Source organism: Tabrizicola sp., from assembly GCF_022842145.1.
Taxonomy (GTDB): Bacteria; Pseudomonadota; Alphaproteobacteria; order Rhodobacterales; family Rhodobacteraceae; genus Tabrizicola.
Genome location: NZ_JALHQD010000006.1, coordinates 53595 through 77369, shown reverse-complemented (window position 1 = coordinate 77369; position 23775 = coordinate 53595). Strand labels below are relative to the sequence as shown.

24 protein-coding genes are annotated in these 23775 nt (G+C 66.0%); 14 read left to right on the top strand and 10 right to left on the bottom strand.

What is annotated here, in order from left to right; genetic code table 11:
* The first annotated feature begins 85 nt into the window (after positions 1-85).
* Together dddP and Q0C42_RS14565 are read left to right on the top strand one after the other, a co-directional pair.
* Positions 86-1420 (top strand): dimethylsulfonioproprionate lyase DddP, encoded by a 1335-nt coding sequence (gene dddP, locus Q0C42_RS14570; protein ID WP_295077291.1) that lies wholly within the window; start codon positions 86-88, stop codon positions 1418-1420.
* A 135-nt stretch (positions 1421-1555) separates the two neighbouring features.
* On the top strand, positions 1556-2080 hold the full coding sequence (locus Q0C42_RS14565; protein ID WP_295077290.1) for a DUF983 domain-containing protein: 525 nt from the start codon (positions 1556-1558) through the stop codon (positions 2078-2080).
* Between the two features lie 493 nt (positions 2081-2573).
* Here the strand turns inward: Q0C42_RS14565 and Q0C42_RS14560 are convergent, their stop codons facing one another.
* Together Q0C42_RS14560 and Q0C42_RS14555 are read right to left on the bottom strand one after the other, a co-directional pair.
* On the bottom strand, positions 2574-3458 hold the full coding sequence (locus tag Q0C42_RS14560) for an endonuclease/exonuclease/phosphatase family protein (RefSeq protein ID WP_295077287.1): 885 nt from the start codon (positions 3456-3458) through the stop codon (positions 2574-2576).
* A 19-nt stretch (positions 3459-3477) separates the two neighbouring features.
* Positions 3478-3639: a hypothetical protein gene (locus Q0C42_RS14555; protein ID WP_295077285.1), complete on the bottom strand. Its 162-nt coding sequence runs from the start codon at positions 3637-3639 to the stop codon at positions 3478-3480.
* A gap of 320 nt (positions 3640-3959) precedes the next feature.
* On the opposite strand from Q0C42_RS14555, the gene purB reads away from it, so the two are divergent.
* The 6 genes from purB (at position 3960) to Q0C42_RS14525 (ending at position 9491) form a co-directional block, all read left to right on the top strand.
* The gene (purB, locus tag Q0C42_RS14550) at positions 3960-5264 is read left to right on the top strand and encodes an adenylosuccinate lyase (RefSeq protein WP_295077282.1); all 1305 of its coding nucleotides are present in this window, start codon (positions 3960-3962) and stop codon (positions 5262-5264) included.
* A 98-nt stretch (positions 5265-5362) separates the two neighbouring features.
* Positions 5363-5896 carry a tetratricopeptide repeat protein gene (locus Q0C42_RS14545; RefSeq protein ID WP_295077279.1) on the top strand — a complete coding sequence of 178 codons (534 nt, stop codon included), beginning with the start codon at positions 5363-5365 and terminating at the stop codon, positions 5894-5896.
* Positions 5897-5924: 28 nt separating this feature from the next.
* On the top strand, positions 5925-6089 hold the full coding sequence (locus tag Q0C42_RS14540; protein WP_295077276.1) for an adenylosuccinate lyase: 165 nt from the start codon (positions 5925-5927) through the stop codon (positions 6087-6089).
* 92 nt (positions 6090-6181) lie between these two features.
* The gene (locus Q0C42_RS14535) at positions 6182-7258 is read left to right on the top strand and encodes a FliG C-terminal domain-containing protein (protein WP_295077273.1); all 1077 of its coding nucleotides are present in this window, start codon (positions 6182-6184) and stop codon (positions 7256-7258) included.
* A 456-nt stretch (positions 7259-7714) separates the two neighbouring features.
* Positions 7715-8596, top strand: coding sequence for a DMT family transporter (locus Q0C42_RS14530; RefSeq protein WP_295077270.1), 882 nt, complete (start codon positions 7715-7717; stop codon positions 8594-8596).
* Between the two features lie 7 nt (positions 8597-8603).
* Positions 8604-9491: a lysophospholipid acyltransferase family protein gene (locus Q0C42_RS14525; RefSeq protein WP_295077267.1), complete on the top strand. Its 888-nt coding sequence runs from the start codon at positions 8604-8606 to the stop codon at positions 9489-9491.
* A 50-nt stretch (positions 9492-9541) separates the two neighbouring features.
* On the opposite strand, the gene Q0C42_RS14520 is transcribed toward Q0C42_RS14525, so the two are convergent.
* Positions 9542-10237 carry a thioredoxin family protein gene (locus tag Q0C42_RS14520; protein WP_295077265.1) on the bottom strand — a complete coding sequence of 232 codons (696 nt, stop codon included), beginning with the start codon at positions 10235-10237 and terminating at the stop codon, positions 9542-9544.
* Positions 10238-10414: 177 nt separating this feature from the next.
* Here Q0C42_RS14520 and acnA point away from each other — a divergent pair, with 177 nt between their 5' ends.
* Together acnA and Q0C42_RS14510 are read left to right on the top strand one after the other, a co-directional pair.
* Positions 10415-13099, top strand: coding sequence for an aconitate hydratase AcnA (gene acnA / locus Q0C42_RS14515; protein ID WP_295077263.1), 2685 nt, complete (start codon positions 10415-10417; stop codon positions 13097-13099).
* A gap of 112 nt (positions 13100-13211) precedes the next feature.
* Positions 13212-13358: a hypothetical protein gene (locus Q0C42_RS14510; protein ID WP_295077260.1), complete on the top strand. Its 147-nt coding sequence runs from the start codon at positions 13212-13214 to the stop codon at positions 13356-13358.
* 6 nt (positions 13359-13364) lie between these two features.
* On the opposite strand, the gene Q0C42_RS14505 is transcribed toward Q0C42_RS14510, so the two are convergent.
* On the bottom strand, positions 13365-13634 hold the full coding sequence (locus tag Q0C42_RS14505; protein WP_295077258.1) for a hypothetical protein: 270 nt from the start codon (positions 13632-13634) through the stop codon (positions 13365-13367).
* 150 nt (positions 13635-13784) lie between these two features.
* On the opposite strand from Q0C42_RS14505, the gene Q0C42_RS14500 reads away from it, so the two are divergent.
* The gene (locus tag Q0C42_RS14500) at positions 13785-14543 is read left to right on the top strand and encodes a helix-turn-helix domain-containing protein (protein ID WP_295077256.1); all 759 of its coding nucleotides are present in this window, start codon (positions 13785-13787) and stop codon (positions 14541-14543) included.
* A 123-nt stretch (positions 14544-14666) separates the two neighbouring features.
* Here the strand turns inward: Q0C42_RS14500 and Q0C42_RS14495 are convergent, their stop codons facing one another.
* From Q0C42_RS14495 to Q0C42_RS14470, 6 genes are read right to left on the bottom strand one after another with little or no spacing between them, the layout of a single operon-like run.
* Complete coding sequence (locus Q0C42_RS14495; protein WP_295077254.1) at positions 14667-15206, bottom strand: DsbE family thiol:disulfide interchange protein; 540 nt, start codon at positions 15204-15206, stop codon at positions 14667-14669.
* On the bottom strand, positions 15199-15360 hold the full coding sequence (gene ccmD, locus Q0C42_RS14490; protein WP_295077251.1) for a heme exporter protein CcmD: 162 nt from the start codon (positions 15358-15360) through the stop codon (positions 15199-15201). The genes Q0C42_RS14495 and ccmD overlap by 8 nt, the downstream gene beginning before the upstream one ends.
* Positions 15357-16085: a heme ABC transporter permease gene (locus Q0C42_RS14485; RefSeq protein ID WP_295077248.1), complete on the bottom strand. Its 729-nt coding sequence runs from the start codon at positions 16083-16085 to the stop codon at positions 15357-15359. Before Q0C42_RS14485 ends, ccmD begins: the two co-directional genes overlap by 4 nt.
* Positions 16086-16140: 55 nt before the next feature.
* The gene (gene ccmB / locus Q0C42_RS14480) at positions 16141-16797 is read right to left on the bottom strand and encodes a heme exporter protein CcmB (RefSeq protein ID WP_295077246.1); all 657 of its coding nucleotides are present in this window, start codon (positions 16795-16797) and stop codon (positions 16141-16143) included.
* Positions 16794-17408 (bottom strand): heme ABC exporter ATP-binding protein CcmA, encoded by a 615-nt coding sequence (gene ccmA / locus Q0C42_RS14475; protein WP_295077244.1) that lies wholly within the window; start codon positions 17406-17408, stop codon positions 16794-16796. The genes ccmB and ccmA overlap by 4 nt, the downstream gene beginning before the upstream one ends.
* 45 nt (positions 17409-17453) lie before the next feature.
* Positions 17454-19085 carry a N,N-dimethylformamidase beta subunit family domain-containing protein gene (locus Q0C42_RS14470; protein WP_295077242.1) on the bottom strand — a complete coding sequence of 544 codons (1632 nt, stop codon included), beginning with the start codon at positions 19083-19085 and terminating at the stop codon, positions 17454-17456.
* A gap of 63 nt (positions 19086-19148) precedes the next feature.
* Between Q0C42_RS14470 and Q0C42_RS14465 the strand changes: the two genes are divergently transcribed.
* The 3 genes from Q0C42_RS14465 to Q0C42_RS14455 are packed head-to-tail and all read left to right on the top strand — an operon-like array spanning position 19149 to position 23473.
* Entirely contained in the window at positions 19149-20522 is a 1374-nt protein-coding gene (locus Q0C42_RS14465; RefSeq protein WP_295077240.1) for an FAD-binding oxidoreductase, read from the top strand.
* A 57-nt stretch (positions 20523-20579) separates the two neighbouring features.
* Positions 20580-21899 carry a vanadium-dependent haloperoxidase gene (locus tag Q0C42_RS14460; RefSeq protein WP_295077237.1) on the top strand — a complete coding sequence of 440 codons (1320 nt, stop codon included), beginning with the start codon at positions 20580-20582 and terminating at the stop codon, positions 21897-21899.
* Positions 21896-23473 carry a CRTAC1 family protein gene (locus Q0C42_RS14455; protein WP_295077235.1) on the top strand — a complete coding sequence of 526 codons (1578 nt, stop codon included), beginning with the start codon at positions 21896-21898 and terminating at the stop codon, positions 23471-23473. Before Q0C42_RS14460 ends, Q0C42_RS14455 begins: the two co-directional genes overlap by 4 nt.
* Positions 23474-23775 lie beyond the last annotated feature (302 nt).

The following is a 23775-nucleotide window of genomic DNA, read 5'->3' as shown; positions in this document are numbered from 1 at the left end:
AACACGTTTGCGACCAAAGGCGTCGCGGCTGGCATAGGCGGGCCTCTGCCAAGCCGGGCACTCTGCTGCCAAACGGGGAGGCCACATGGACTATCAGCGCGACCGCCGGAAGATCGACCCCACGCGCGGCGCCGCGCTGGGGGACGGGACGGCGAACGACAATGACCGGGTCGAGATCGGGCCCACCCAATTGGCCTTCGGGGAATGGGCGGCGGCGGGGCTGGAGTTGCCGAACCTGGCGCGGATGCGCGAGGCGCGGTGGCGGAAGCTGACCGCCGGGCTGGTCGCGCGGGACTATGGCGGTCTTCTGATGTTCGACCCCCTGAACATCCGCTATGCGACCGACACCACCAACATGCAGCTCTGGAACACGCACAACCCGTTCCGCGCCTGCCTTTTGTGCGCCGACGGGCATATGGTGATGTGGGAGTACAAGAACTCCCCTTTCCTCGTGACGTTCAACCCCCTGGTGAAGGAGCTGCGCTCGGGAGCGACGTTCTTTTACAACTCGACCGGAGACCGGGGGCAGCAGGCGGCGCAGGGGTTCGCGGCGCAGGTCGACGAGGTGATGCGCGAACATGCCGGGACGAACCGGCGGCTGGCGGTGGACAAGATTATGATCCACGGACTGCGGGCGCTGGAGGCGGCCGGGTTCGTGGTCGAGGAAGGCGAGGAAGTGACCGAACGGGTCCGTGCGGTGAAGACGCCGGACGAGATCCTGGCGATGCGCTGTGCGCATGTGGCCTGCGAAGCGGGGATTGCCGAGATGGAGGCGTTCACCCGCCGCGAGGTGCCGGGGGGCAAGGTCTCGGAGGATGCGATCTGGGCGGAACTTCACGCGGCCAACATCCGGCGCGGCGGGGAATGGATCGAGACGCGGCTTCTGGCGTCGGGGCCCAGGACGAACCCGTGGTTCCTGGAATGCGGGCCGCGGATCGTGCAGAACAACGAGATCGTCGCCTTCGACACCGACCTGATCGGGGCTTACGGGTTCTGCATCGACATCTCCCGGACCTGGTGGGTGGGCGACGCCCGGCCCTCGAACGCGATGGTCAGCGCCTTTCACCATGCGCTGGACCACATCGCCGACCACAAGTCCCGCCTGAAACCCGGCGTGACCATCGAGGAACTGGTGATGCAGGGCCACCAGCTGGCTCCGGAGTACTGGAAGCAGAAGTATTCCTGCAAGATGCACGGCGTCGGGCTTTGCGACGAATGGCCCTATGTCCACTACCCCGACGGCTGGATGCCCGGCGCCTTCGACGCGGCCCTGGAGCCGGGGATGGTCCTCTGTGTCGAGGCGCTGGTCTCACCCGAGGGTGGGAATTTCTCGATCAAGCTGGAGGATCAGGTGCTGATCACGGAGGACGGATGCGAGACGCTGACGCGGTATCCGTTCGACGAGCGGCTGATGGGGTAATGTGGTGACTGACGAGGTTTGTGCGACGCAGGCGCTCCTTTTGCGCCTTCGGCTTCTCGTCGCAGAGCTGCCAGCGATGAGGGACGCAGTCATCGAAAAGCGGTCCGGCAAACCCCCGTTTGCACAAGATGTTCCTTGAGAAGCGGTTACCAGCGGACAAGGCGCAAGCTGCCGTTACTTCGACTTGCGAACACCTTCAGCGGAGGAGCGCTGAGCGCGGACGGCGACCTGTCCATGTCCGTTGAAGGCGCGCTTTTCATTTCCTACGTCCTGAACATGTCTGATGAACCCTCCGACCTGTCTCCGCGCTCGAACAAGGAAGCGATGCGCCGCGGCTTACTTGCTCGCTGCCCGCATTGCGGTGAAGGTAAGCTGTTTGATGGCTACCTGACTGTTGTTCAGAAGTGTTCCTCATGTGAAGAACCGCTCGGACTTTATCGTGCAGCGGATGCACCGGCCTTCATCACAATGAGCATCATTGGGCTCCTGCTCATTCCTGTTCTCGGGTTCGGCTTCGTGGCATTTCGCGCCGACCCCCTGACCCTTGCCCTTGTGGTCACGGCCATCGTAGGGGCACTGACCTTGGTCGTGCTCCGCCTCGTGAAGGGTGCATTTGTGGGCTTTCTGTGGGCCCAGCGTGAGATTGACCGCGGGGCCTGAACAGTCGAAGAGAATGTGTTAAGAAAGGCCTAACGTCCGCAGCCAAGCCATTGGAATGAAAGACCCATCAGGATTTGTCCACCGTGGACACTACAAGTCCACGTACCTCCCCACTGTGACCTCGCCTCCCGCGCCGGTGAACCGCACGTCCAACCCCTGCCCCTCGACGACGTAGCAGGCGGCGACATCCGATGGCGGCCAGATAGAGCAGCACCGGCTCCCCTCCACCCACTCCCCCAGGCCGCCCCAGACCCGGCTTCGTGCAAGGTCCGGCCGTCCTGGAAGAAATTCTGCGTCGATCCGTCCTCGTACTGCAGCACCCGCGCCACCAGCGCCGCCCGGATCCCGGCCTCATCAAGGACGCGCCAGCCCTCGGCCAAAACGGGGACGGCTGGACTCAGCCAACAAGAAGCGGCCCGCAGAACGGAGCCAGCGCCGCCACTGAACCTGGAAGAATCTGCAGGATCACAGCGCTTCGTCGATCGAGCGGCTTCTAAAGCTCGACCTGCGCCAGCAAGCCCAGGTGATCCGACCCCGCCGCGGGACGGGCCGAGACCTTGCCACCCTGTGGCGCGAAGACGTGGTCGATCGGCAGCGGGAACAGGCGCGACAGCCCGATGAAGCTGCCGAAGGTCGGTCCCGCCGGTCGCGCGCCGACGATGTCGGCCAGCCGGGTGACCGAGTTCGCCCAGCGAACCATGTTGAAATCGCCCGCCATCACCACCGGCCCCTCCAGCCGGTCCAGGATCGGCAGCAAGAGGTCGACGTGGTCGGCCTGGTTGTAGGGCCAGGGCCAGTTCAGGTGCAGCGAAACGATCCAGAACCGTTCCGCACCCGACACGACCTGCAACGCGGCAAGGTTCGGCCCGCAAAAGGCCGTTCCTGGTACCGGCTCAAGATCGGTCAGAATGGCTGGCCCGCCGACTGTTCCGCCGGGGCAAAGATGCTGCGTGGGGTAGAGGTCCTTCAGGCTTGTCAGCAGCGCCTCGTTGGCGGTGGACACCTCTTGCAGAGCCAGGATCTGCGCAGAGGCGTCCCGGATGTCCGCCTCCAGAAGCGCCAGCTCGGCATTCCGGTACAGCATGTTCTTCTGATAGAGCGTGTAACGCCCCGGCACCCCTGGCCAGGAATAGGCAAGCAGCACCTGCGCGCCCGTCAGAAGCGCGAGCAGCATCGAGACGAACGCCGCCATCCGCAGGCCTGCAAAACTGGCGAAGACCGCCAGGATCAGAACCGCCGCCGCCGCGATCCCGCGCCCGACCGACAGCGAATCTCCCATAGGATGCAGGAAACCAAGGTAGCCGCTGACCAGCGCCAGAACTGCCAGCCCCAGAGCGATGCCGATCCCCTGCTGCCAGATCCTGCTTTCGTCTTCCATCACTCGTCCACGCGTCCCATCACTTGATCAAACGTTCCACCAGGTCGCGCAAGGGTGGCCCCATCTCGGGCCCGGTGGTCAATCGCAACTGTTCTAACCCGATCACTGCGGCATAAATGAGTTGCGCCTTTGGCAACAGTTCGCCCGCGTTGGCCCAAATCCCGGGCAGGAAACCGACCACGACGTCTGGAGGCGCTGGAACCACAGCGTGGGCGAGCGGCTGGACTCCGGTTGGGTGGCGATATCCTCACACAGTTCAGGCATCACCTGATGAAAGCCTCAGAGTACTCTGAAATATAACAGAAACCCAGCATCATAATTTGCTATCGCGCGCCAGGCCTTGTCCTCCGTCCACGATGCGTTCCTGTTTCTTGAACCCGCTTCCCTGGCGTGACGCACTGCGACCCGAGCAGGCCCCTGCACGTGCTTTCCCCTGACGCTTGCACCCTGACAGGCCGCAGATTAAGGGGACGCAACCCTTGTGTTCCCGGAGGCTCCCCGATGATCCCGCGCTATTCCCGTCCTGAAATGGTGGCGATCTGGTCTCCGGAAACGCGCTTCAAGATCTGGTTCGAGATCGAGGCCCATGCCTGCGACGCCCAAGCCGCCTTGGGGGTGATCCCGAAAGCCAACGCCGAAGCCGTCTGGCGGGCCAAGGACGTGCCCTTCGACGTCGCTCGCATCGACGAGATCGAGGCGGTGACCAAGCACGACGTGATCGCCTTCCTGACCCATCTGGCCGAGATCATCGGCAATGACGACGCGCGGTTTGTCCACCAGGGAATGACGTCGTCGGACGTCTTGGACACCACCCTGAACATCCAGCTTGTCCGCGCCTCGGACCTTTTGCTGAAGGCGCTGGACCGGGTTCTGGCCGCGCTGAAGACCCGCGCCCATGAGCACAAGGATACGGTCCGCATCGGCCGCAGCCACGGGATCCATGCAGAACCGACGACGATGGGACTGACCTTCGCCCGCTTCTACGCCGAGATGAAGCGCAACCGCGAGCGCCTTGAAAACGCCCGGAAAGAGGTCGCCACCGGCGCGATCTCCGGCGCCGTGGGGACCTTCGCCAACATCGATCCCGCGGTCGAAGAGCACGTCTGCAAGATGCTGGGCCTGACGCCCGAGCCGATCAGCACGCAAGTCATCCCCCGCGACCGGCATGCGATGTTCTTCGCGACGCTGGGCGTGATCGCCAGCAGCATCGAAAACGTCGCCATCGAAATCCGCCACATGCAGCGGACCGAAGTGCTGGAGGCCGAGGAATTCTTCTCGCCGGGGCAAAAAGGCTCCAGCGCGATGCCGCACAAGCGCAACCCGGTGCTGACCGAGAACCTCACTGGTCTGGCGCGCCTTGTGCGTATGGCCGTGGTTCCCGCGATGGAGAACGTGGCCTTGTGGCACGAGCGGGACATCAGCCATTCCTCGGTCGAACGCGCCATCGGACCGGATGCCACTATAACGCTGGACTTTGCCCTGCACCGGCTGGCGGGCGTCGTCGAAAAGCTGGTGATCTACCCCGAGAACATGCTGCGCAACATGAACAAGTTCAAAGGCCTGGTAATGTCTCAGCGCGTGCTTCTCGCGCTGACCCAGGCTGGCGTTTCGCGTGAGGACAGCTACCGTCTGGTCCAGCGCAACGCGATGAAGGTCTGGGAAAAGGGGGCCGACTTCAAGACCGAGCTTCTGGCCGACCCTGAGGTCACTGCGGCCCTATCCCCCGCCGAAATCGAGGAAAAGTTCGACCTTGGTTACCACACTAAACACGTCGACACGATCTTCGCCCGGGTTTTCGGCAGCTGACAGAAGCGTGATCCGCCCTGCGGGGCGCCGTGGCACAATCCGTTCTTGCCTAAGCAACAATCGTGCTACCTTTTCGGAAATTGCCGAAAGGGTACTTCATGCGCATGATCCTTGCCGCCGCCGTGGTCCTGATGCCGCATTTGGCCCTTGCGGCGGGCAGTGACGACAGCGAGCCACCGACGCCGACCGAGACGACAACGGAATGCGAGAAGGGCACGGTCTGGGACGAAAAGACCAAGACCTGCATCGCGGCCGAGGACTCCAGCCTGAACGACGACCAGCGGTACGACGCGGTGCGCGAGCTGGCCTATGCCGGCCGCCCCGACGAGGCGTTGGCAGTGCTTGCCACCATGACCGAGGGCGAGACCTCGCGCGTAAAGACCTATCAGGGCTTCCTTCTGCGGCAGACCGGCCGGATCGAGGAAGGCATCGCCGCTTACGAACGTGCGATCGCGATGGACCCGCAGAATATCCTGGCTCGCAGCTACTATGGCCAGCTTCTGGTCCAGATGGACGAACAGCAATTGGCACGGGCGCAGCTTGACGCGATCCGCAAGAGCGGCGGCGCTGGCACCTGGGCCGAAACCGCGCTTGCCACCGCGATCACGACCGGAGTGACCTACACCTACTGACCCTGAACCTGCCAAAGGAGGACGACCGATGAAGACTGCAACCACCCTCGCCGCCCTGGCGATTGCCCTTCTCCCCGGCTTTGCCTTCGCCCAGTGCGTGGGCCAGCACAGCGAACAGACCGCGGCCAGCTGCATGGCGGGCACGACCTGGGATGCCGCCAAGGGCACCTGCGTCGAGACGCCCTCCAGCTGATCCGCATCCGTCCCGCTAATGGACCCGGCGCCATCAAGCTGCCGTTAACCCGGGGGCGTCTAGGCTGACCTCGTCGAATCGATGAGGACCTGATGCCGCAAGATATGGTGCCCCTGGCCCGGATCACTCCGGAACGCCGGATCGCAACGATCCCGCCGCTGCCGAAACGGGTACTTTCCCCGCGGCAGAAGGCGGCGGTAATCGTGCGCTATCTGTTGACGGAAGGCACCTCGCTGCCCCTGTCCTCGCTGCCCGAACACATGCAGGCCGCCTTGGCCGAGCAGATGGGGCAGATGCGCCTCGTCGACCGCATCACCCTGAACGAGGTGGTGTCGGAGTTCCTCGCCGAACTCGAATCCGTCGGCCTCGCCTTCCCCGGCGGGATCGAAGGGGCGCTGGCGATGATGGACGGCCATATCTCGCAATCCGCGGCCCAGCGGCTGCGGCGCATGTCCTCGACGTCGTCCAAGATCGACCCGTGGGAGCGGATCACCCAACTCCCGCCCGACCGCCTGCTGCCGATCCTGGTGCACGAAGCGGTGGAGGTGGGCGCCGTGATGCTGTCGAAGCTGCCCGTCGGCAAGGCGGCCGATCTTCTGGGCAAGCTGCCCGGTGACCGGGCGCGCAGGGTGGCCTATGCGGTGTCGATGACCGGCAACGTCGACCCCGAAACCGTGCGCCGCATCGGGGCCGCCCTTCTGGCCGAACTGGACAACCAGCCGCCCAAGGCCTTCGATCAGGGCCCGGTGGAACGCGTCGGCGCCATCCTGAACGTCTCGCCTTCGCTGACACGCGATGATGTGCTGCTGGGATTGGAGGCCGAGGATGCCGCCTTTGCGGCCGAGGTGCGGAAGGCGATCTTCACCTTCGTCCACATTCCCGCGCGCCTGAACCCGCGCGACACCCCGAAGATCACCCGCCTGGTCGAACAGCCGCAACTGGTGACCGCCCTGGCCGCGGCGGCCGGCAAGCCGGGACTGGAGGACGCGGCCGAGTTCATCCTGTCCAACATCTCGCAACGCCTGGCCCAGGGCCTGCGCGAAGAGATGGCCGCCCGCGGTCGCGTCAAGGACAAGGACGCCGAAGAGGCGATGAACGCGATCATTGGCGCGATCCGAACGCTGGAAACCAGCGGCGAGATCACCCTGGTTCAGGAGGAGGAGGACTGAGGGTTGTTCGTCCTTTTGCGACACCGCTGGTGCCCCACGTCTTCCCATTACGTCGCACTGCAACACGGGCCTGCAGATCCGTTCTGGATGGCGTGATCGCAGACACTCGACCGGGGAGGAAACCAAGCGAAAGGTGCGCCCGGACACGGCGACAGCCTGCCCCCCTTGCGATGGCGCTGCAACCGGCACGCTTCCACCTTGTCCGACCACGAAACCGGTCCAGAATGCGCGGCGACAGAGCCGTTCAGCCCGTGTCCGACAGTCGAATCGCCGGAACCTCACCCCTCGTTCCCACGCGATGGCGCAGCCAACCTGCCCGCTGATCCCTTTCCGCCTGGAACGCAATCGGAACCTGATTCAGGGCACCGGCCAGCATGCCGCAGACGAAAGAAGTGCCGGCCCGGCGACCGCCAGCCGGCCCTTGCTGCCCCGCCCCCTGCCGCCTAGAAGGGACGCATGTCCGCCGCACCCCTTTCTTCCGTCACCCGCGGGGTGGCGCTGATGGTCCTCGCGATCTTCCTCTTCACCGCGATGGATGCCACTGCAAAGGGGCTCATCCAGCGCTATCCCGCGCCGCAGGTGATCTGGGTCCGCTTTGCGGGGCAACTCCTGCTGGTCCTCCTCATCCTTCGCCACCACCTCGGCCCGGTACTGCGCACGCGCTTTCCCGTGCTGCACTTCTGGCGCTCGGCCTCGCAATTCGGGGCCACGACCTTCTTCTTTCTGTCGCTGCCGTTCATCGGACTGACGGAAGCCACCGCCATCGCCGACATCAACCCGGTGCTCATTACGCTTGGCGCGGCGCTGTTCCTGGGCGAGAAGCTTGGCCGCCGCCGCATCGCGGGCGTCGTCGTCGCCCTGATCGGTGCGCTGATCGTGATCCGTCCGGGGGCCGGCGTCTTCACCTGGTGGGCGGTCCTGCCACTCCTCTGCGCGATCTCCTACGCCACCAGCGCGCTTCTGACCCGCAAGATCGGCGCGCAGGAAAGCGTCTGGGCCTCGATGGTCTATGCGGCCCTGTTCGGCACCATCGTCGCCGGGATCGCCCTGCCTTTCGTGTGGGAGCCGATCGCGACCGCCGATCTTTGGCAGTTTGCGCTGATCGCCTGCCTTGGCACCGGAGCGCAGCTTTGCATCATCCGCAGCTTTTCCATCACCGAAGCGTCGATCGTGGCCCCTTTCGCCTATCTGGGGATCGTTTTCGCCACCTTCTGGGGCGCGGTTCTCTACGGCCAGTGGCCCGACCGCTGGACGGTGATCGGTGCGCTTGTGATCGTGGGGGCGGGTCTTTATGTCTGGCACCGCGAACACCGGGCGTCGCGCGCGCCTGCAGCCTAGAACCCGCATGTCCGACGATGCCGATCCGCCGTTCCGTCCCGACCATTACCTGGTCAACCTCGCTGCCCGCGGGCTGATCGGGCTGGCGCTGGCCCTGCCTTATCCCTGGCGGGTCGCCGTGATGGGCTGGCTCATGCGGCGGGTGATCGGCCCCTGGGCAGGCTACCGGACCCGTGCGCTGGAGAATCTGGCGCTGGTCTGGCCCGACCTTCCCGAACCTGACCGCCGCGCCATTGCCGCGGCCTCGCTCGACAATGCGGGCCGGACCCTGATCGAGAACTACTCGACCCGCGCCTTCACCGCCCGCGCCGCCGGGATTGAGCCGGAAGGGCCTGGCTACGCAGCCCTAGTTGCGGCGCGCGCGGCGAAGCGTCCGGTGATCCTGGTCTCGGGCCATTTTGGCAATTACGAGGCCGCACGGGCGGCGCTGGTGGCGCGCGGCTTCGACATCGGCGGTCTCTACCGGAACCTCTCGAACCGCTACTTCAACGCGCATTATGTCCGCACGATGGAGGCCTTCGGCGGTCCGGTCTTCCCGCAGGGCCGCGCGGGCACCGCAGGCTTCGTGCGGCACCTGAAAGCGGGCGGACAACTGGTCCTCTTGTTCGATCAGGACGTGCCGGGCGCGCCCGCCCTGGACTTCCTCGGCCAACCGGCGCGGACCGCGCTTTCGGCCGCCGAACTGGCGCTGCGGCTCAAGGCCGACCTCATTCCCTTCTTCGCCACCCGCCAGCCGGACGGCCTGGCCTTCCAGGTTGAACTGGATGCACCGATTCCCCACGGCGATCCCGAGGACATGATGGGCGCCGTGACACGGGCGCTGGAGGCGCGCGTTCGGGCCCATCCCGGTCAATGGTTCTGGATCCACCGGCGCTGGAAGGGCGGCGGTCAGTAGGGTGGGTCGTTCCGCGCCGTAGCGCGGGTTGACCCACCGACCGTTCGCAATCAGTCCACCCGGGCCGCCGCCAGGATCGCCGCCGGCCCCTGCTGCTGCACGATCACCGCGCCGGGCTCGTCCCCCGGATAGGGTGCAGACATCTCCAGCGGCTCCTGTCCGGACCAGTCACCAACCCGCTCCCACGAGGTCACGATGTTGGTGTAGGTCACGGTCTTGCCGGCGTTCTCGCCGCGCTCGATCAGCACCGTCTCTTCCGGCTTGTAGCGCACCAGCTGCACCCGCACGGGTTCCGTCAACGGCGGATCGGCCTCGGCGCGGATCACCAGCCGGTCGCCCTCGCGCGTGACCGTCAGCCGCACCGTCGTTCCCGCCTCCATGTGCGCGCGCAGCCGATCGGCGGTCTCTTCCGGAGCGAATCCCTCGATCCGGTCCGACCCGCCGATGATCAGCTGCGGCGTGTAGATCGTCCGCGACCCTACGGCCTTGGCATAGGCACGCTGGCGGTCGGTGAACTTCGGCTGGGCGAACTTGTCGGCCCAGCCGATGTAGTCCCAATAGTCGACATGCAACGCCAGGGGCAGGATCTGCGGGTTCGACGCCAGCATCGCCACGAAATCATCCGCCGGAGGGCAGGACGAACAGCCTTGCGAGGTATAAAGCTCGACAACCACCACCGGCTCGGCCTGAACCTGCGCCGCGGCGGCAAGCCACAACCCGCAAGCCGCGCTGACGAAATGTCGCATGGTGCCTATCCTGATCATTGGTCCCCGGTTCCTTATAGGAAGCTGCCACCATACGAGCCAATCAAGGTTTTGCGAGAGACCTGTCATATGCTGTAGGAATGCCACAAACCGGGGCTGGATATTCGGCATACAATTGCATACAATGCCGCGCGAAGCCGCCTTTCAAGGGAGCCAGAGATGACCGTCACCGTTGGACATGACCTTTCCAAGACCCGCACGACCCTGACCGCAGGAGGCCAGACGGTCCACTACTATTCCATCCCCGCCGCCGAGGCCGCCGGTCTGGGCGAGTTTTCGAAGCTCCCCGCCTCGCTGAAGGTGGTGCTGGAGAACATGCTGCGGTTCGAGGATGCCAAGACCGTCACCGTGGACGACATCAAGGCCTTCTCGACCTGGGGCAAGCAGAAGGGCCAGAACCCGATCGAAATCGCCTATCGCCCCGCCCGCGTGCTGATGCAGGACTTCACCGGCGTCCCCGCCGTCGTCGACCTTGCCGCGATGCGCGACGGCATCAAGGGCCTGAAGGGCTCGGCCGCCAAGATCAACCCGCTGGTCCCCGTCGATCTGGTCATCGACCACTCGGTCATGATCGACGAATTCGGCCACCCCCGCGCCTTCCAGATGAACGTGGACCGCGAATACGAGCGGAACATGGAGCGCTACGTCTTCCTGAAATGGGGCCAGAAGGCGTTCAACAACTTCCGCGTCGTGCCCCCCGGCACCGGCATCTGCCACCAGGTGAACCTGGAATACCTCGCGCAGACCGTCTGGACCGACACCGACCAGAACGGCAACCTCGTCGCCTACCCCGACACCCTTGTCGGCACCGACAGCCACACCACGATGGTCAACGGCCTGGCCGTCCTTGGCTGGGGCGTCGGCGGGATCGAGGCCGAGGCCGCGATGCTGGGACAGCCCGTGTCGATGCTGATCCCCGAGGTCGTCGGCTTCAAGCTGACGGGCCAGATGATGGAAGGCACCACCGCCACCGACCTCGTCCTCAAGGTCGTGCAGATGCTTCGGAAACACGGCGTGGTGAACAAGTTCGTCGAATTCTACGGCGACGGCCTTGACCGCCTGCCCCTGGCCGACCGCGCGACCATCGCCAACATGGCCCCGGAATACGGCGCCACCTGTGGCTTCTTCCCCATCGACGACGAAACCCTGCGCTACATGCACATGACCGGCCGCGACGTGGGCCGCATTGCGCTGGTGGAAGCCTATGCCAAGGCCAACGGCATGTGGCGCGGCCCGGACTACGATCCGATCTACACCTCGACCCTGCATCTCGACATGGGCGAGATCGTCCCGGCCATCTCGGGCCCGAAGCGCCCGCAGGATTACCTGCCGCTGACGGACGCCAAGGCCTCGTTCGCTAAGGAAATGGACACCAGCTTCAAGCGCCCGCAGGGTGTGGAAGTGGCCGTTGAGGGCGAAGGCTACAAGCTGTCGTCCGGCAAGGTCGTGATCGCTTCGATCACCTCCTGCACCAACACCTCGAACCCCTACGTGCTGATCGGCGCGGGTCTGGTGGCGCGGAAGGCCCGTGCCCTTGGCCTGAACCGCAAGCCCTGGGTGAAGACCTCGCTCGCCCCCGGGTCGCAGGTCGTGTCGGAATACCTGAACGCCGCCGGTCTGCAGGAAGACCTCGACGCCGTCGGCTTCAACCTCGTCGGCTACGGCTGCACCACCTGCATCGGCAACTCCGGTCCCCTCCAGCCCGAGATTTCCAAGGCGATCAACGAGGGCGACCTTGTGGCCGCAGCCGTGCTGTCGGGCAACCGCAACTTCGAGGGCCGGATTTCCCCGGACGTCCGCGCCAACTACCTGGCCTCGCCGCCGCTGGTCGTCGCCTACGCGCTGGCCGGGGACATGAACATCGACCTCACGACCGAACCCCTCGGCATGGGCACCGATGGCCCGGTCTACCTCAAGGACATCTGGCCCACGAACAAAGAAATCGCCGACATCGTCCACGCGGTCGTGACGCGCGAGGCCTTCCAGTCGAAATACGCCGACGTCTTCAAGGGCGATGCCAAGTGGCAGGGCGTGCAGATCACCGATTCCGAGACCTACGACTGGCCGCCGACCTCGACCTACATCCAGAACCCGCCCTACTTCCAGGGCATGTCGGCCACGCCTGGTGTGATCAAGAACATCACCGGCGCGCGGGTGCTGGCGCTCTTGGGCGACATGATCACCACCGACCACATCAGCCCGGCCGGTTCATTCAAAGCCTCAACTCCGGCCGGCAAGTATCTGACGGAACGGCAAGTTCCGGTGTCCGAGTTCAACTCTTACGGGGCGCGGCGCGGCAACCACGAGGTGATGATGCGCGGCACCTTTGCCAACATCCGCATCAAGAACGAGATGCTGGATGGGGTCGAGGGCGGCTACTCCCTCGGGCCTGACGGGCAGCAGACCTCGATCTACGACGCCTCGATGGCCTACCAGGCTCAGGGCACGCCCCTGGTGATCTTTGGTGGCATCGAATACGGCGCGGGGTCCTCGCGGGACTGGGCCGCCAAAGGCACCGCCCTTCTGGGGGTGAAGGCGGTGATCGCGGAAAGCTTCGAGCGTATTCACCGGTCGAACCTCGTCGGCATGGGCGTCATCCCGTTCGAGTTCACCGGCGGCGATACCCGCAAGAGCCTGGGCCTCAAGGGCAACGAGGTCGTCTCGATCGGCGGACTTGAAGGCGGGTTGAAACCGCTGAGCGAAGTGCCCTGCACCATCCGCTATGCCGATGGGACTGAGAAGACGATCCAGCTCAAGTGCCGGATCGACACCGAGATCGAGGTTGAATACGTCGAAAACGGCGGCGTGCTGCATTACGTGCTGCGGAACCTTGCGGCGTCCTGAGTTCGGAAACGGATTGTTTCCAAGGAAGGCCCGGGCAACCCCCGGGCCTTTCACTTTTTGTTCTCACCTTCCCAAGCAATCTGGACTTGTCCCGGCCAGAAGGCTTCTCCAGATGACGCACCGCTTTCCTCCGCTTCGCTCTCAGGCCCAGATGGCGCCGACCGCCGCTTCCGCGAACCGCAGCCTGCCCGTTCCCACGGCCGTGGACCTGACGCTTCTGGCCGCCCTGGTCCTGGTTGTGGCGCTCGCGCTGATCTGACGGCACCTAACGGGGAAATCCGCCGCGGGTCAGGATCTCCAACCGGGTGGCCGCATCGGTGGCGCTGATGCCACGGGATCCGGGCAAGGGGCGGAACCACCAGTTCAGCAGGCCGCGCAGGCGCCCCAGGCGCCACAGCGCGCGCGCCTCTTTCGGGTGCAAGCGGACCGGGCGCCTCGCGGGGGCAAGGCTTTCGGCCAGCAGGTTGCCGAAAACCAGCCAGCCGCCATTGATCGGATCGGTGTCGCGGGATGTGGGTGTGGACAGGGGGGTCATTGCGATCTCCATCACGGGGTTTGATCGCCTCAGCATCGGCCCGGTGCCGCCAGAAAGTTGAGTGCGGAAACTGAAGCGGACCTGCTACAGAGCGTGAACTGGCCGGACACCAGACAGGGGCGTAAAGTCAGTTCGGAGGGAGGGCCTGCCATGCCCCAGAAACCTTACGGAATGATCTGTCCGATCACCCGCGCCTGCGACATTCTGGAACCGCGCTGGACAATCCCGATCCTTGTCGGGCTCTGGGCCGGGGCGACCCGTTTCAACGACCTGCGGCGCGAGATCGGCAGCATCTCGCCCGCGCTTCTGTCGCGCCGGCTGAAAGAGCTGGAGGAGATCGGGCTGATCGAACGCATCGCAGACCCTGCGACCGGCTCGGTCGACTATCTAAGGACCGAAACGGCTATCGCGCTGGAGCCCGCCCTCAACGCCCTGGCGCAATGGGCACAATGCTCCATCGACGCCGAAGTGGCGCTGTGCACCGCCACCGTGTCGAACCTGATGTGGAGCATGCGCAGGCAGTTCGTGGCCGATGCCCTACCCCGCCGCCGCCTGGTGATGCAGTTCCGCTTTGCCGACCCGGACCTGGAGTATTCGACCTACTGGGCGATCCTCCAGCCGGGCGCAGAGGCCGAGATCTGCACCTCGATCCCCGGCTTCGACATCGACCTTTATGTCGAGACGAACCGGGTCTCGCTGCATGGCATGCTCTTGGGTCGGGCGACGGTCGCGGGCGAACTTGCGAATGGTCAACTTTATCTCAGCGGCGATCCCGTGCTGGCGCGGACGATGCCGCACTGGCTGAAACGCGGCGATTACGCCCGGTTCGAGGGCATCGCGCAACTGCCCGTCGTCCGGCGCAATCCGGGTCCGTCGACCCAGCCACGCAGGATTGCAGCGCGGGCGTAGGGTGGGCCGTTCCGCGCCCCTCTGGCGCGGGTTGGCCCACCTTCCAGCCGGGTTGAGAAACCCCTAACGTCCGCGCACAGGGCGTTGAAAGGGCCGGAAGCGCCGAAACCGTCACCGTGGCGCTCACCCCTCGCCGGCCAGCGCCTTCTCCAATTCCGGCAGGAACCGCACCTCGTAATCGGTCCCGATCAAGGGACCCACGAAACGAAACAGCACCGTCCCGTCGCCCCCGACGATGAACGTCTCGGGCGGGGCCGTGACCCCCCATTCCACCCGGTTCCGCCCGTTCGGATCGGTCGCTACGCCGATGAAGGGATTGCCTTCCTCGGCCAGATAGGCGACCGCCTTTTCGTCGTCATCCATGATGTTGACCCCGGCGACGCGGACGCCCCGCGCTGCCATCTCCAGCAACTGCGGATGCTCGGCCCGGCACGGCGGGCACCAGGTGGCCCAGAAGTTGACGACCGTCACCTCGCCGGTCCGCAGGTCGGCGTCGGTCACGCCGGGAATGCCCGGCAGCACCGTCGTCGGCAGCACCGGAGCCGTCCGGCCGACGAAGACCGACTGCAGTTCTCCCGGATTGTCGCGGTACATGCCCGCGTAAAACAGCCCCGCCAGCCCCGCAAACAGGACCGGGGGCAGCACCATCAGCCATCTAGCCATCGGATTTCCCCTGCCGCGCCTCGACCTCGGCCAGCGCGCGCTTCATCCGGGCCGACTGCCACAGCGTCAGCCCCACCAGTGCGGCGATCAGCACCGCCGTGGCCGCATAGGACCCCAGCACCGAAACCGCGTATTTCCCCAGATCCGGCATCACGTCCCCCTTTCCCGCGCCAGCAGCGCCTTCAGCCGCCGCGCGCGGATCTCGGTCCGGGTGCGCATCAGGACCATCGTCAGAAACAGAAGCACGAAGCCTGCGATGCAGACCAGAAGCGGCACCCAGAAGACGTCCGAGACGTTCTCTTCCTTGTCCAGCGACAGCGACGCCCCCTGGTGCAGCCCCTGGTTCCAGAAATTCACCGCATAGCGCGACAGCAGTGCGAAGACCGATCCGACAAGGCACAGGATCGAGGTCAGGTCCGCCGCCGTGTCCGGGTCCTCGATCGCGGCCCAAAGCGCGATGTAGCCGAAGTAGAACAGGGTCAGGATCAGGAACGAGGTCAGCCGCGGGTCCCAGGCCCACCAGGTGCCCCACATCGGCTGGCCCCAAAGCGCACCCGTGACCAGCGCGATCAGGGTGAAGGTCAGGCCCACGGGTGCGGCGGCCTTTGCGGCCAGCGCCGACACATGGTGGCGCCGGACGATCCAGATCAGCGAGGTCACCAGCATCATCACCCAGGCATTGATCGCCATCATGGCCGCAGGCACGTGGAGATAGATGATCTTGACCGTGGACCCCTGCTTGTAGTCATCCGGGGTGAAGAAGAAGCCCCAGACGAGGCCCGTCACCAGCAGCAGCACTGTCAGCCCCACCACCCAGGGCAAGGCCCAGGCCGAGGTCTGCATGAATTTCTTCGGGTTGGCATATTCCCAGACAGACATGAGGTTTCGCTATCCTGTTCCCGTTACCCGCTCAACACACCATCGCGCGAGAGCCTTAGCGCAAATTGACGCGGATCGCACTTGCGGCCGCAAAGGGAAGAAGGGCCGAGGCCCCAAGGCTGATTGCCGCCAGCAGGGCCAGCGGGGTCGCCAAGGCCATGCCCTCTGCGCCGCGCCGTACCACCTCGGCCCCGAAGATCAGGGTCGGCACATACAAGGGCAGCACCAGAAGGCTGAGAAGCAGCCCGCCCCGCCGCAGCCCCACGGTGATCGCTGCCCCGAAGGCGCCGATCACCGACAGCGCCGGCGTGCCGAGGATCAGGCTGGCGACCAGCCAGGGGTAGCCGCCGACGGGCAGGTTCAGGAACACCGCAAGCCCCGGCGCGATCAGGGTCAGCGGCAGACCCGTCACCAGCCAATGCGCAAGCGCCTTGATGGCCACGACAGCCTCAAGCGGGATCGGCGCGGTGGCCAGAAGGTCCAGCGAGCCATCCTCATGGTCCAGCGCGAAGATGCGGTCCAGTGACAGAAGGCAGGCGAGAAGCGCACCGACCCACAGGATTCCGGGGGCGATGCGGCCGAGGGTGCCGCCCTCGGGCCCGACGCCCAGGGGAACGAGAATGGAGAGAAGGAAGAAGAAGGCCAGTCCCAGCCCGAACCCGCCGCCCGAGCGGAAGGCCAGCCGCAGGTCACGCAACAGAAGCGCCTTCATGCGAAGGCCTCGTCGAAGCCGCTGCTCTGGATCACCCGGGCGCGGTAGGAGTCGAGGTCAAGGATCGTCGCCTCGGGCAGGCCCAGGTCGACATGGGTGGCGATGACGGCAAGGCCGCCCTTGCCCAGGTGGTCGCGCACCACATCGGCGAAAAGCGCAACCGAGGCCACGTCAAGGCTGACCGTCGGCTCGTCCAGCAGCCAGACCGGGCGGCCGGTGACCAGAAGCCGCGCGAGGCCAAGGCGGCGTTTCTGGCCGGCGGAAAGCTCTCCCGCGCGGCGGCGGGTCAGTTGGGTCAGGTTCAGCGCCGCAACCGCGTGGTCGGTCGCCGGGCCACCATAGATGCGCGACCAGAAGCTCAGGTTTTCGTCCACCGTCAGGGTCGATTTCAGCCCGTCGGCATGGGCGGCATAGGCGACGCTGTCGGGGGGCAGGTCGAAGGTCCCCTCGGCGGGCGGTTGCAGGCCCGCGAGCGTCCGCAGCAGAGTGGTCTTGCCCGACCCGTTCGGCCCGCGCAGGATCAGCGCCTGGCCGGGCGCGACCGCCAGCGTCAGGCCGCGCAGGACCGTGACGCCGCCCCGGGCCACCGCGAGGTTCGACAGGCTCAACATGGGCGAAGGCCTAGCCTAAGGCCGCGCGCGGGGGAAGGGGATTGCTCAACCCCACTGTCCCAGAAGGATGTTCCGTGTCACCACCTCGACCGGCCACTCGCGGGCGATCAGCCCGGCCACCCATTCGCAACTGCCGGCGTTGAAGACCATCCCCCTGCCCCGCCGGTATTCCGCCATGCACCCATTGCCGCGGCTGGCGAGACCCAGGGTTTCGGGCGTGATCGCACCGTAGATGGTCTGGGCGACCTCTTCTGCGTCCAGTGTGCCGATGAAATAGTCCATGTCATGCCGCCCGGTGTGGTGGGCCAGCGTCGTCGCGGGCGAGAGGGCGACGATGGTCAGTTCGCCCTCCAGCCCGGTGCCCTCGGCCGGATAGGGCAGTCCCTTGCGGATCTCATGGTCGATTCCGTCCACCTCGTAGCCGAAGATCCTGGACGCAGCGCCCAGGACATCGCCGTAGCCCAGCCCGGTCCCAGCCATCGACCAGTGGTCCGGGCGGTAAAGGGTGAAGCCGCCCGAGCCGTGGGCGGCACAGCGGCTCCACCCGGCGTAGACGCCCATCGATCCGGTCAGTCCCATCGTGGCCACGGCGGGGCGGCGGGTCCGGGGATGGTCCCAGTAGCTGGTGATCCGGTCGGTGGCAGCAAGGGGGTCCTCGGCCATAGCCCGGGACTTGTGGCAGGTCTGGGTCAGAAGGTCGGGCGACAGCCGCGTTTGCCAAAAGAAGTTGCCGCCGAAGCGCGCCAGCTGGCCACCGCGATCTACCCAGGCGTCCAGGTGGTCGCGCATCTCCCAGGTCCAGTATTCGTCGTGACCGACGATCACGGCGCGGGCGTAGCCGTCCAGAAGGTGGGTGTCGGCGTGGAGGTCGTGCTGGGTGAGGTAATCCAGCGCGATCCCCTGCTCTTCCGCCCACAAGGCGAAGGGCCGCTCGAAGGCCGCCCAGCCCGACGAGGCGTATTTCTTCGAAATGCCGTTTGCGCGGGCATAATCCATGTGCGGATAACGCGGGCGAGTCAGAAGCGGCGAGGCATGGGGGATGCGCGGGGCATCGTCGGGCCAGCGGACGAACCCCGTGGCCCAGGGGCGTAGCAGGCTGACCTCGGCGGCGAAGTCTCCTCCGCCGGGACCGGTGAGCCCCTGATAATGGTTCGACCCGCCCCAGTCGTTGTAGGCGCACCAGGTGCCGGTGGCCAGGATCAGCGCCAGCTTTGCGACGGGTTGGGCGGGTTTCAGGACGAACATCGCCCGGGAGCTATGTCCCGCAACCTCCAGCGTCAGGACGTAGACACCGGTCGGCCAATCCTCGGGGATCACGGTCTCGAAGGCCACCGGCCAGCCGCAGCCCTTGACCGAGCAGTCGCCGGGGGTCGGCGCAAACGTCGTGGGAATGGTCGTCTGAAGGACGATTGCGGGGGTCAGCCCGTCGCGGGCGATGGTCAGCCGGACGTCGCGCGCCGTGGACATGGCGTGCAGATGCAAAGCCTCGCCCGGCCGGTAGGACAGCGCAGAGGTGTACCCCCAGACCTGCGGGCGCGCCGGGTCGTTCGACGCCACCTCGTAGTAATGCCCGGTGACCGGATCGCCGTCGTCGTATGGCCCGGTGACGAAGAAGCCCTGCATGGCGTGCCCCGCGTGGTTTTCCGGCAGCATCGGCGGCAGAAGGGTCGAAGGCAACGTCCATTCGGCTTGAAATGTGGTTGGGCCTGTGGCCCTCTGACGCCCAAAACAGGGGGTTCCATGCGGATCGGCGATGTTTCGTTCTGGTATGCCGACATCGGCCTGCCCTTCCGCCGCGCGGCACTTGCGGGCGACCGGACAGCCGATGTGGCGATCATCGGGGCGGGGTATACCGGGCTTTGGACCGCCTACTACCTGAAGAAGGCTGATCCCGCACTGGATGTCCTGGTGATCGAAAAGGACTTCGCGGGCTTCGGCGCCTCGGGGCGGAACGGCGGCTGGCTTACGGGCGGCTTCGCCTGGAACCATGCGCGGTATCTGGAAACCTCGTCCGAACACGCCGTCCGCGCAATGGTCGAGGCGATGAGCGGCACGGTGGACGAGGTGATCCGCGTGGCTGAAGCCTGCGGGATCGACGCCGACATCCAGCGCACCGACGAGCTGATGGTGGCGACCAAGCCCGCGCAGGTCGGACGGATGCAGGCCGAGGTCGCGCATCGGCGGCACTGGGGCGAGGAGGGGCGGGTGTTCGAGATGAACGCCCGCGATCTTGCGGACCGCATCCGCATTCCCGGCGCGCTTGGCGCGATGGTGGTGACCAACGTCGCCCGAGTGCAGCCGGCCAAGCTGGTGCGGGGGCTGGCGAAGGCGGTCGAACGGCTGGGGGTGCGGATCGTCGAGGGCACGACGGTCACGGGCTACGAACCTGGCCTGGTGACAACCGACCGCGGGACGGTGCAGGCCCCGGTCATCCTGCGCTGCACGGAAGGCTTCACCGCAGGCCTGCCGGGCCGCAAGCGCGAGTGGCTGCCGATGAACTCGGCCCAGATCGCCACGGAACCCCTGCCGCCAGAGGTATGGGACCAGATCGGCTGGCAGGGCCATGAAATTATTGGGGATTTCGCGAATGCCTACTGCTATTGCCAGCGCACCCGCGAGGGCCGGATCACCGTGGGTGCCCGGGGGGTGCCCTACCGCTATGGCTCAAACCTCGACACGAATGGCGCGCCGGACCCCGAAACGATCAAGCGGCTGACGGCGATCCTGCACCGGCATTTCCCGGCGGTCCGGCAGGCGAAGATCGACCACGCCTGGTGCGGCGTCCTGGGAGTGCCGCGCGACTGGTGCGCGACCGTGGGGCTGGACCCTGTGACGGGGCTTGGTTGGGCCGGGGGCTATGTGGGTGTGGGTGTCTCCACGTCGAACCTGGCGGGGCGGACGCTGGCTGACCTGGCGCTCGGGCGCGACACCGACCTTGCCCAACTTCCTTGGGTCAACCGCCGGGTCAAGGACTGGGAGCCGGAGCCGGTCCGCTGGCTGGGCGTCCACGGAATGTATGCGCTTCTGAACGCCGCCGACCGGCGCGAGGACCGGCCAGATGCAGGGCCGTCGCAGCTGGCGGCAGTCGGGAACTGGCTGACGGGACGGCATTGAAAGGGTTTGCCACGTCTTCTGGCGCGTGACAGAAACGCGGGCATCCGGGAGGACACCATGCCATTTCGCCGCCGCCAGTTTCTTGGGCTTACCCTTTCCGCGCCGTTCGCCCTGCACCTCAAGCCCGCACTTGCAGCCGCCCGTGCCGATGTCTCGCGCGAGGTGCTGCTGACCTGGCACAAGCTGATCCTGGAGCTTGTGCGGCACACGGCAACCTACATGCCGCCCGTCGCCGCCCGTGGCTTCGCCTATATCGGCGTCACCGCGCATGAGGCGCTGGCCTCGGGCAACCCCGCGCTGCACAGCCTTGCCGGACAGCTGACCGACCTTTCCCCGCTGCCCACCCGCGGCGAGGGCGCATTCGACGAGCCTTGCGTGCTGCACGCCGCTCTGAACGCAGCGGTGCTGGAGCTGTTCGCCAACACGGGTCCCACCGGCCAGCGCGCGATGGAGAAGATGGGCGAAATCATGGGCCGCACCGCGCGCGACGGGATGGCTACCGACGTCGTCGACCGCAGTGTGGCGCATGGTCAGGCGATTGCGGCGCATATCCTGGCCTGGGCCGCGACCGATGGTGGCGCGGTGGTCGAGAACATGGGCTTTCCGCACGACTACACGCCCGGCACCAACCCGCAGGACTGGGCTCCGACCAGTGCCATCCGGCTGCAGCAAGCCCCGCTGCTGCCCGCCTGGGGCGGAAACCGGCCTTTCGCCGTGCCCGACATGGCGGCGCTGGATGCCCCCCCGCCACCGGCTTATGACGAGGCTGCCGGATCGGCCTTCCACGGCTTTGCCGCTGAGGTCGTCGAGACCGCAAAGGCCTTGACCGACGAGCAGAAGCTGATCGCCCGTTTCTGGTCCGACGACGCGATGCTGACCCCGACCCCGGCGGGGCACTGGATCTCGATCGTGATGCAGATCGCCGACCGGGACGCGCTGCCGGTCGAGGTCATCTCCTCGACCCTGGCCAAGCTGGGCGTGGCGCAGGCGGACGCCTTCATTTCCTGCTGGTCGACGAAGTTCAGGTACAACCTGCTGCGCCCGGTCACCTACATCAAGCGCCACATCGATCCGGCCTGGGAACCGCTGTTGATCACGCCGCCCTTCCCGGAATACACCTCGGGCCATTCCACCCAGTCCGGTGCGGCCTCGACCGTGCTGACGTCGATCTTCGGCGACAGCTTCGCCTTCGACGACGCGACGCACGAGGACGAAGGCCTGCCTGTCCGCAGCTTTGCGTCCTTCGAAGCCGCTGCCGAAGAAGCGGCTATGTCACGGCTTTACGGCGGGATACACTTCCGCTTCGGCAACGAGGCCGGTCTTGTGCAGGGTCGGGCCGTCGGGGCCTTCGCCGCAGCCCTCCGGACTGAAGCATGATGCGCGCCGGCCTTCTGATCCTTGCCCTTGCGGGCCCAGTCCTGGCCGAACCGGCCCTGCCGACCTTTACCGAGGAAACCGCCAGCGCCGGCATCACCACCCCGTTCGAGGGGGACTGGGAATACATGGTCGGCGGCGGTGTCGCCACTTTCGACTGTTCCGGCGACGGCTTTCCCGAGCTGTTCCTGTCCGGCGGTGCCGGGCCTTCGGCGCTGTATCTCAACCGTAGCCCGAAAGGCGGGGCGCTGGCCTTCGAGAAGACCGGGGCCGTGTCGCTGGACGCCGTGCTGGGTGCCTATCCCCTGGACATCGACAGCGACGGGGTAATGGACCTGGTGGTCCTGCGGCTGGGCGAAAACCGCCTGTTGCGCGGCCTTGGCGACTGCCGGTTCGAGGATGCGACGCAGGCTTGGGGCTTTGACGGTGGCGACGCCTGGTCCACCGCCTTTGCCGCGATCTGGGAGAAAGGGCAGACCTGGCCCACTCTGGCTGTCGGCAACTACGTCGACCGCAAGGAAGAGGCCTTCCCCTGGGGCTCGTGCACCGACAACTGGCTGCACCGCCCGGGTGTCGGGTCCGAGGCGAACCGCTTCGCCGCGCCGCTGGCCCTCACCCCGTCGCACTGCGCGCTTTCGATGCTTTTCACCGACTGGAACCGGTCCGGCCATCCCTCCCTGCGGGTGTCGAACGACCGCGAATACTACAAGGGCGGGCAGGAACAGATGTGGCATCTGGAGCCGGGCCAGCCGCCGCGGCTTTACACCGAGAAGGATGACGGCTGGAAACGCCTGCGGATCTGGGGAATGGGGATCGCCTCGGCCGACGTGAACCTGGACGGCTATCCGGACTATTACCTGACTTCGATGGCCGACAACAAGCTGCAGGTGCTGAAGGACCCCGCCTCGGGCAAGCCCGACTTTGCCGACATCGCCTTCAAGTCCGGGATCACGGCGCACCGGCCCTATACCGGGGGCGACCTAAACCCTTCGACCGCCTGGCATCCTCAGTTCGCCGATGTGAACAACGACGGCCTCCTGGATCTGTTCGTGGCCAAGGGCAACGTGGCACAGATGCCCGACTTCGCGGCAAAGGACCCCAACAACCTACTGCTGGGGCAAGGGGATGGCACCTTCGTCGAAGCCGGCGACCGCGCGGGGGTGGCAAGTTTCGGCATCGCGCGTGGCGCGCAGGTGGTGGACTTCAACCTGGACGGGCTCTTGGACCTCGTCGTCGTGAACCGCTGGGAGCCGGCACAGCTTTGGCGGCAGACCGGGGCGCTTGCCGGTGGCTGGGTGCAGGTCCGCCTGCAGCAGGACAACGTCAACCGCGATGCCATCGGATCGGTGGTCGAGATCAGGCGCGGCGACAAGGTGGAACGGCACGAGATCGTGTCGGGCGGTGGTCACGTCTCGGGGTCGGTCGGCTGGCTCCACTTCGGCCTTGGTGCAGCTGAAACGGTGGAATTGCGGGTCATCTGGCCCGACGGGACGGCGGACGACTGGCTGACCCTGCCCGCCCGCAGCTTTCAGATCCTTCGGCCGGGGCAAACCGCAAAGGAATGGCCTGGCGACTGACAAAACCGAATCGGTCCGGTGATATTTGGCGCACTGACGGATTCTACCTCTGGTTGTTAAGCCTTCGACCTACGCCTCTGGCGGATGAGGAGCCGGGTGAATTAAGGCGAGATAACGGCGCATCCCACTGGGATCGCTGGTGTTTTTGTCACAGTGCCCACGGACCGCCAAGTCTGTGCAATTTTGCGCAACTTGACTGCAACGCATTTGAAATCAATTTGTTAGGGTGCCATCCCACCCGCTTTGCCCAAGTCCGGGCATCCGTGTGGGTGGTGCACCGCCGACCGGGCACACCGATCCTC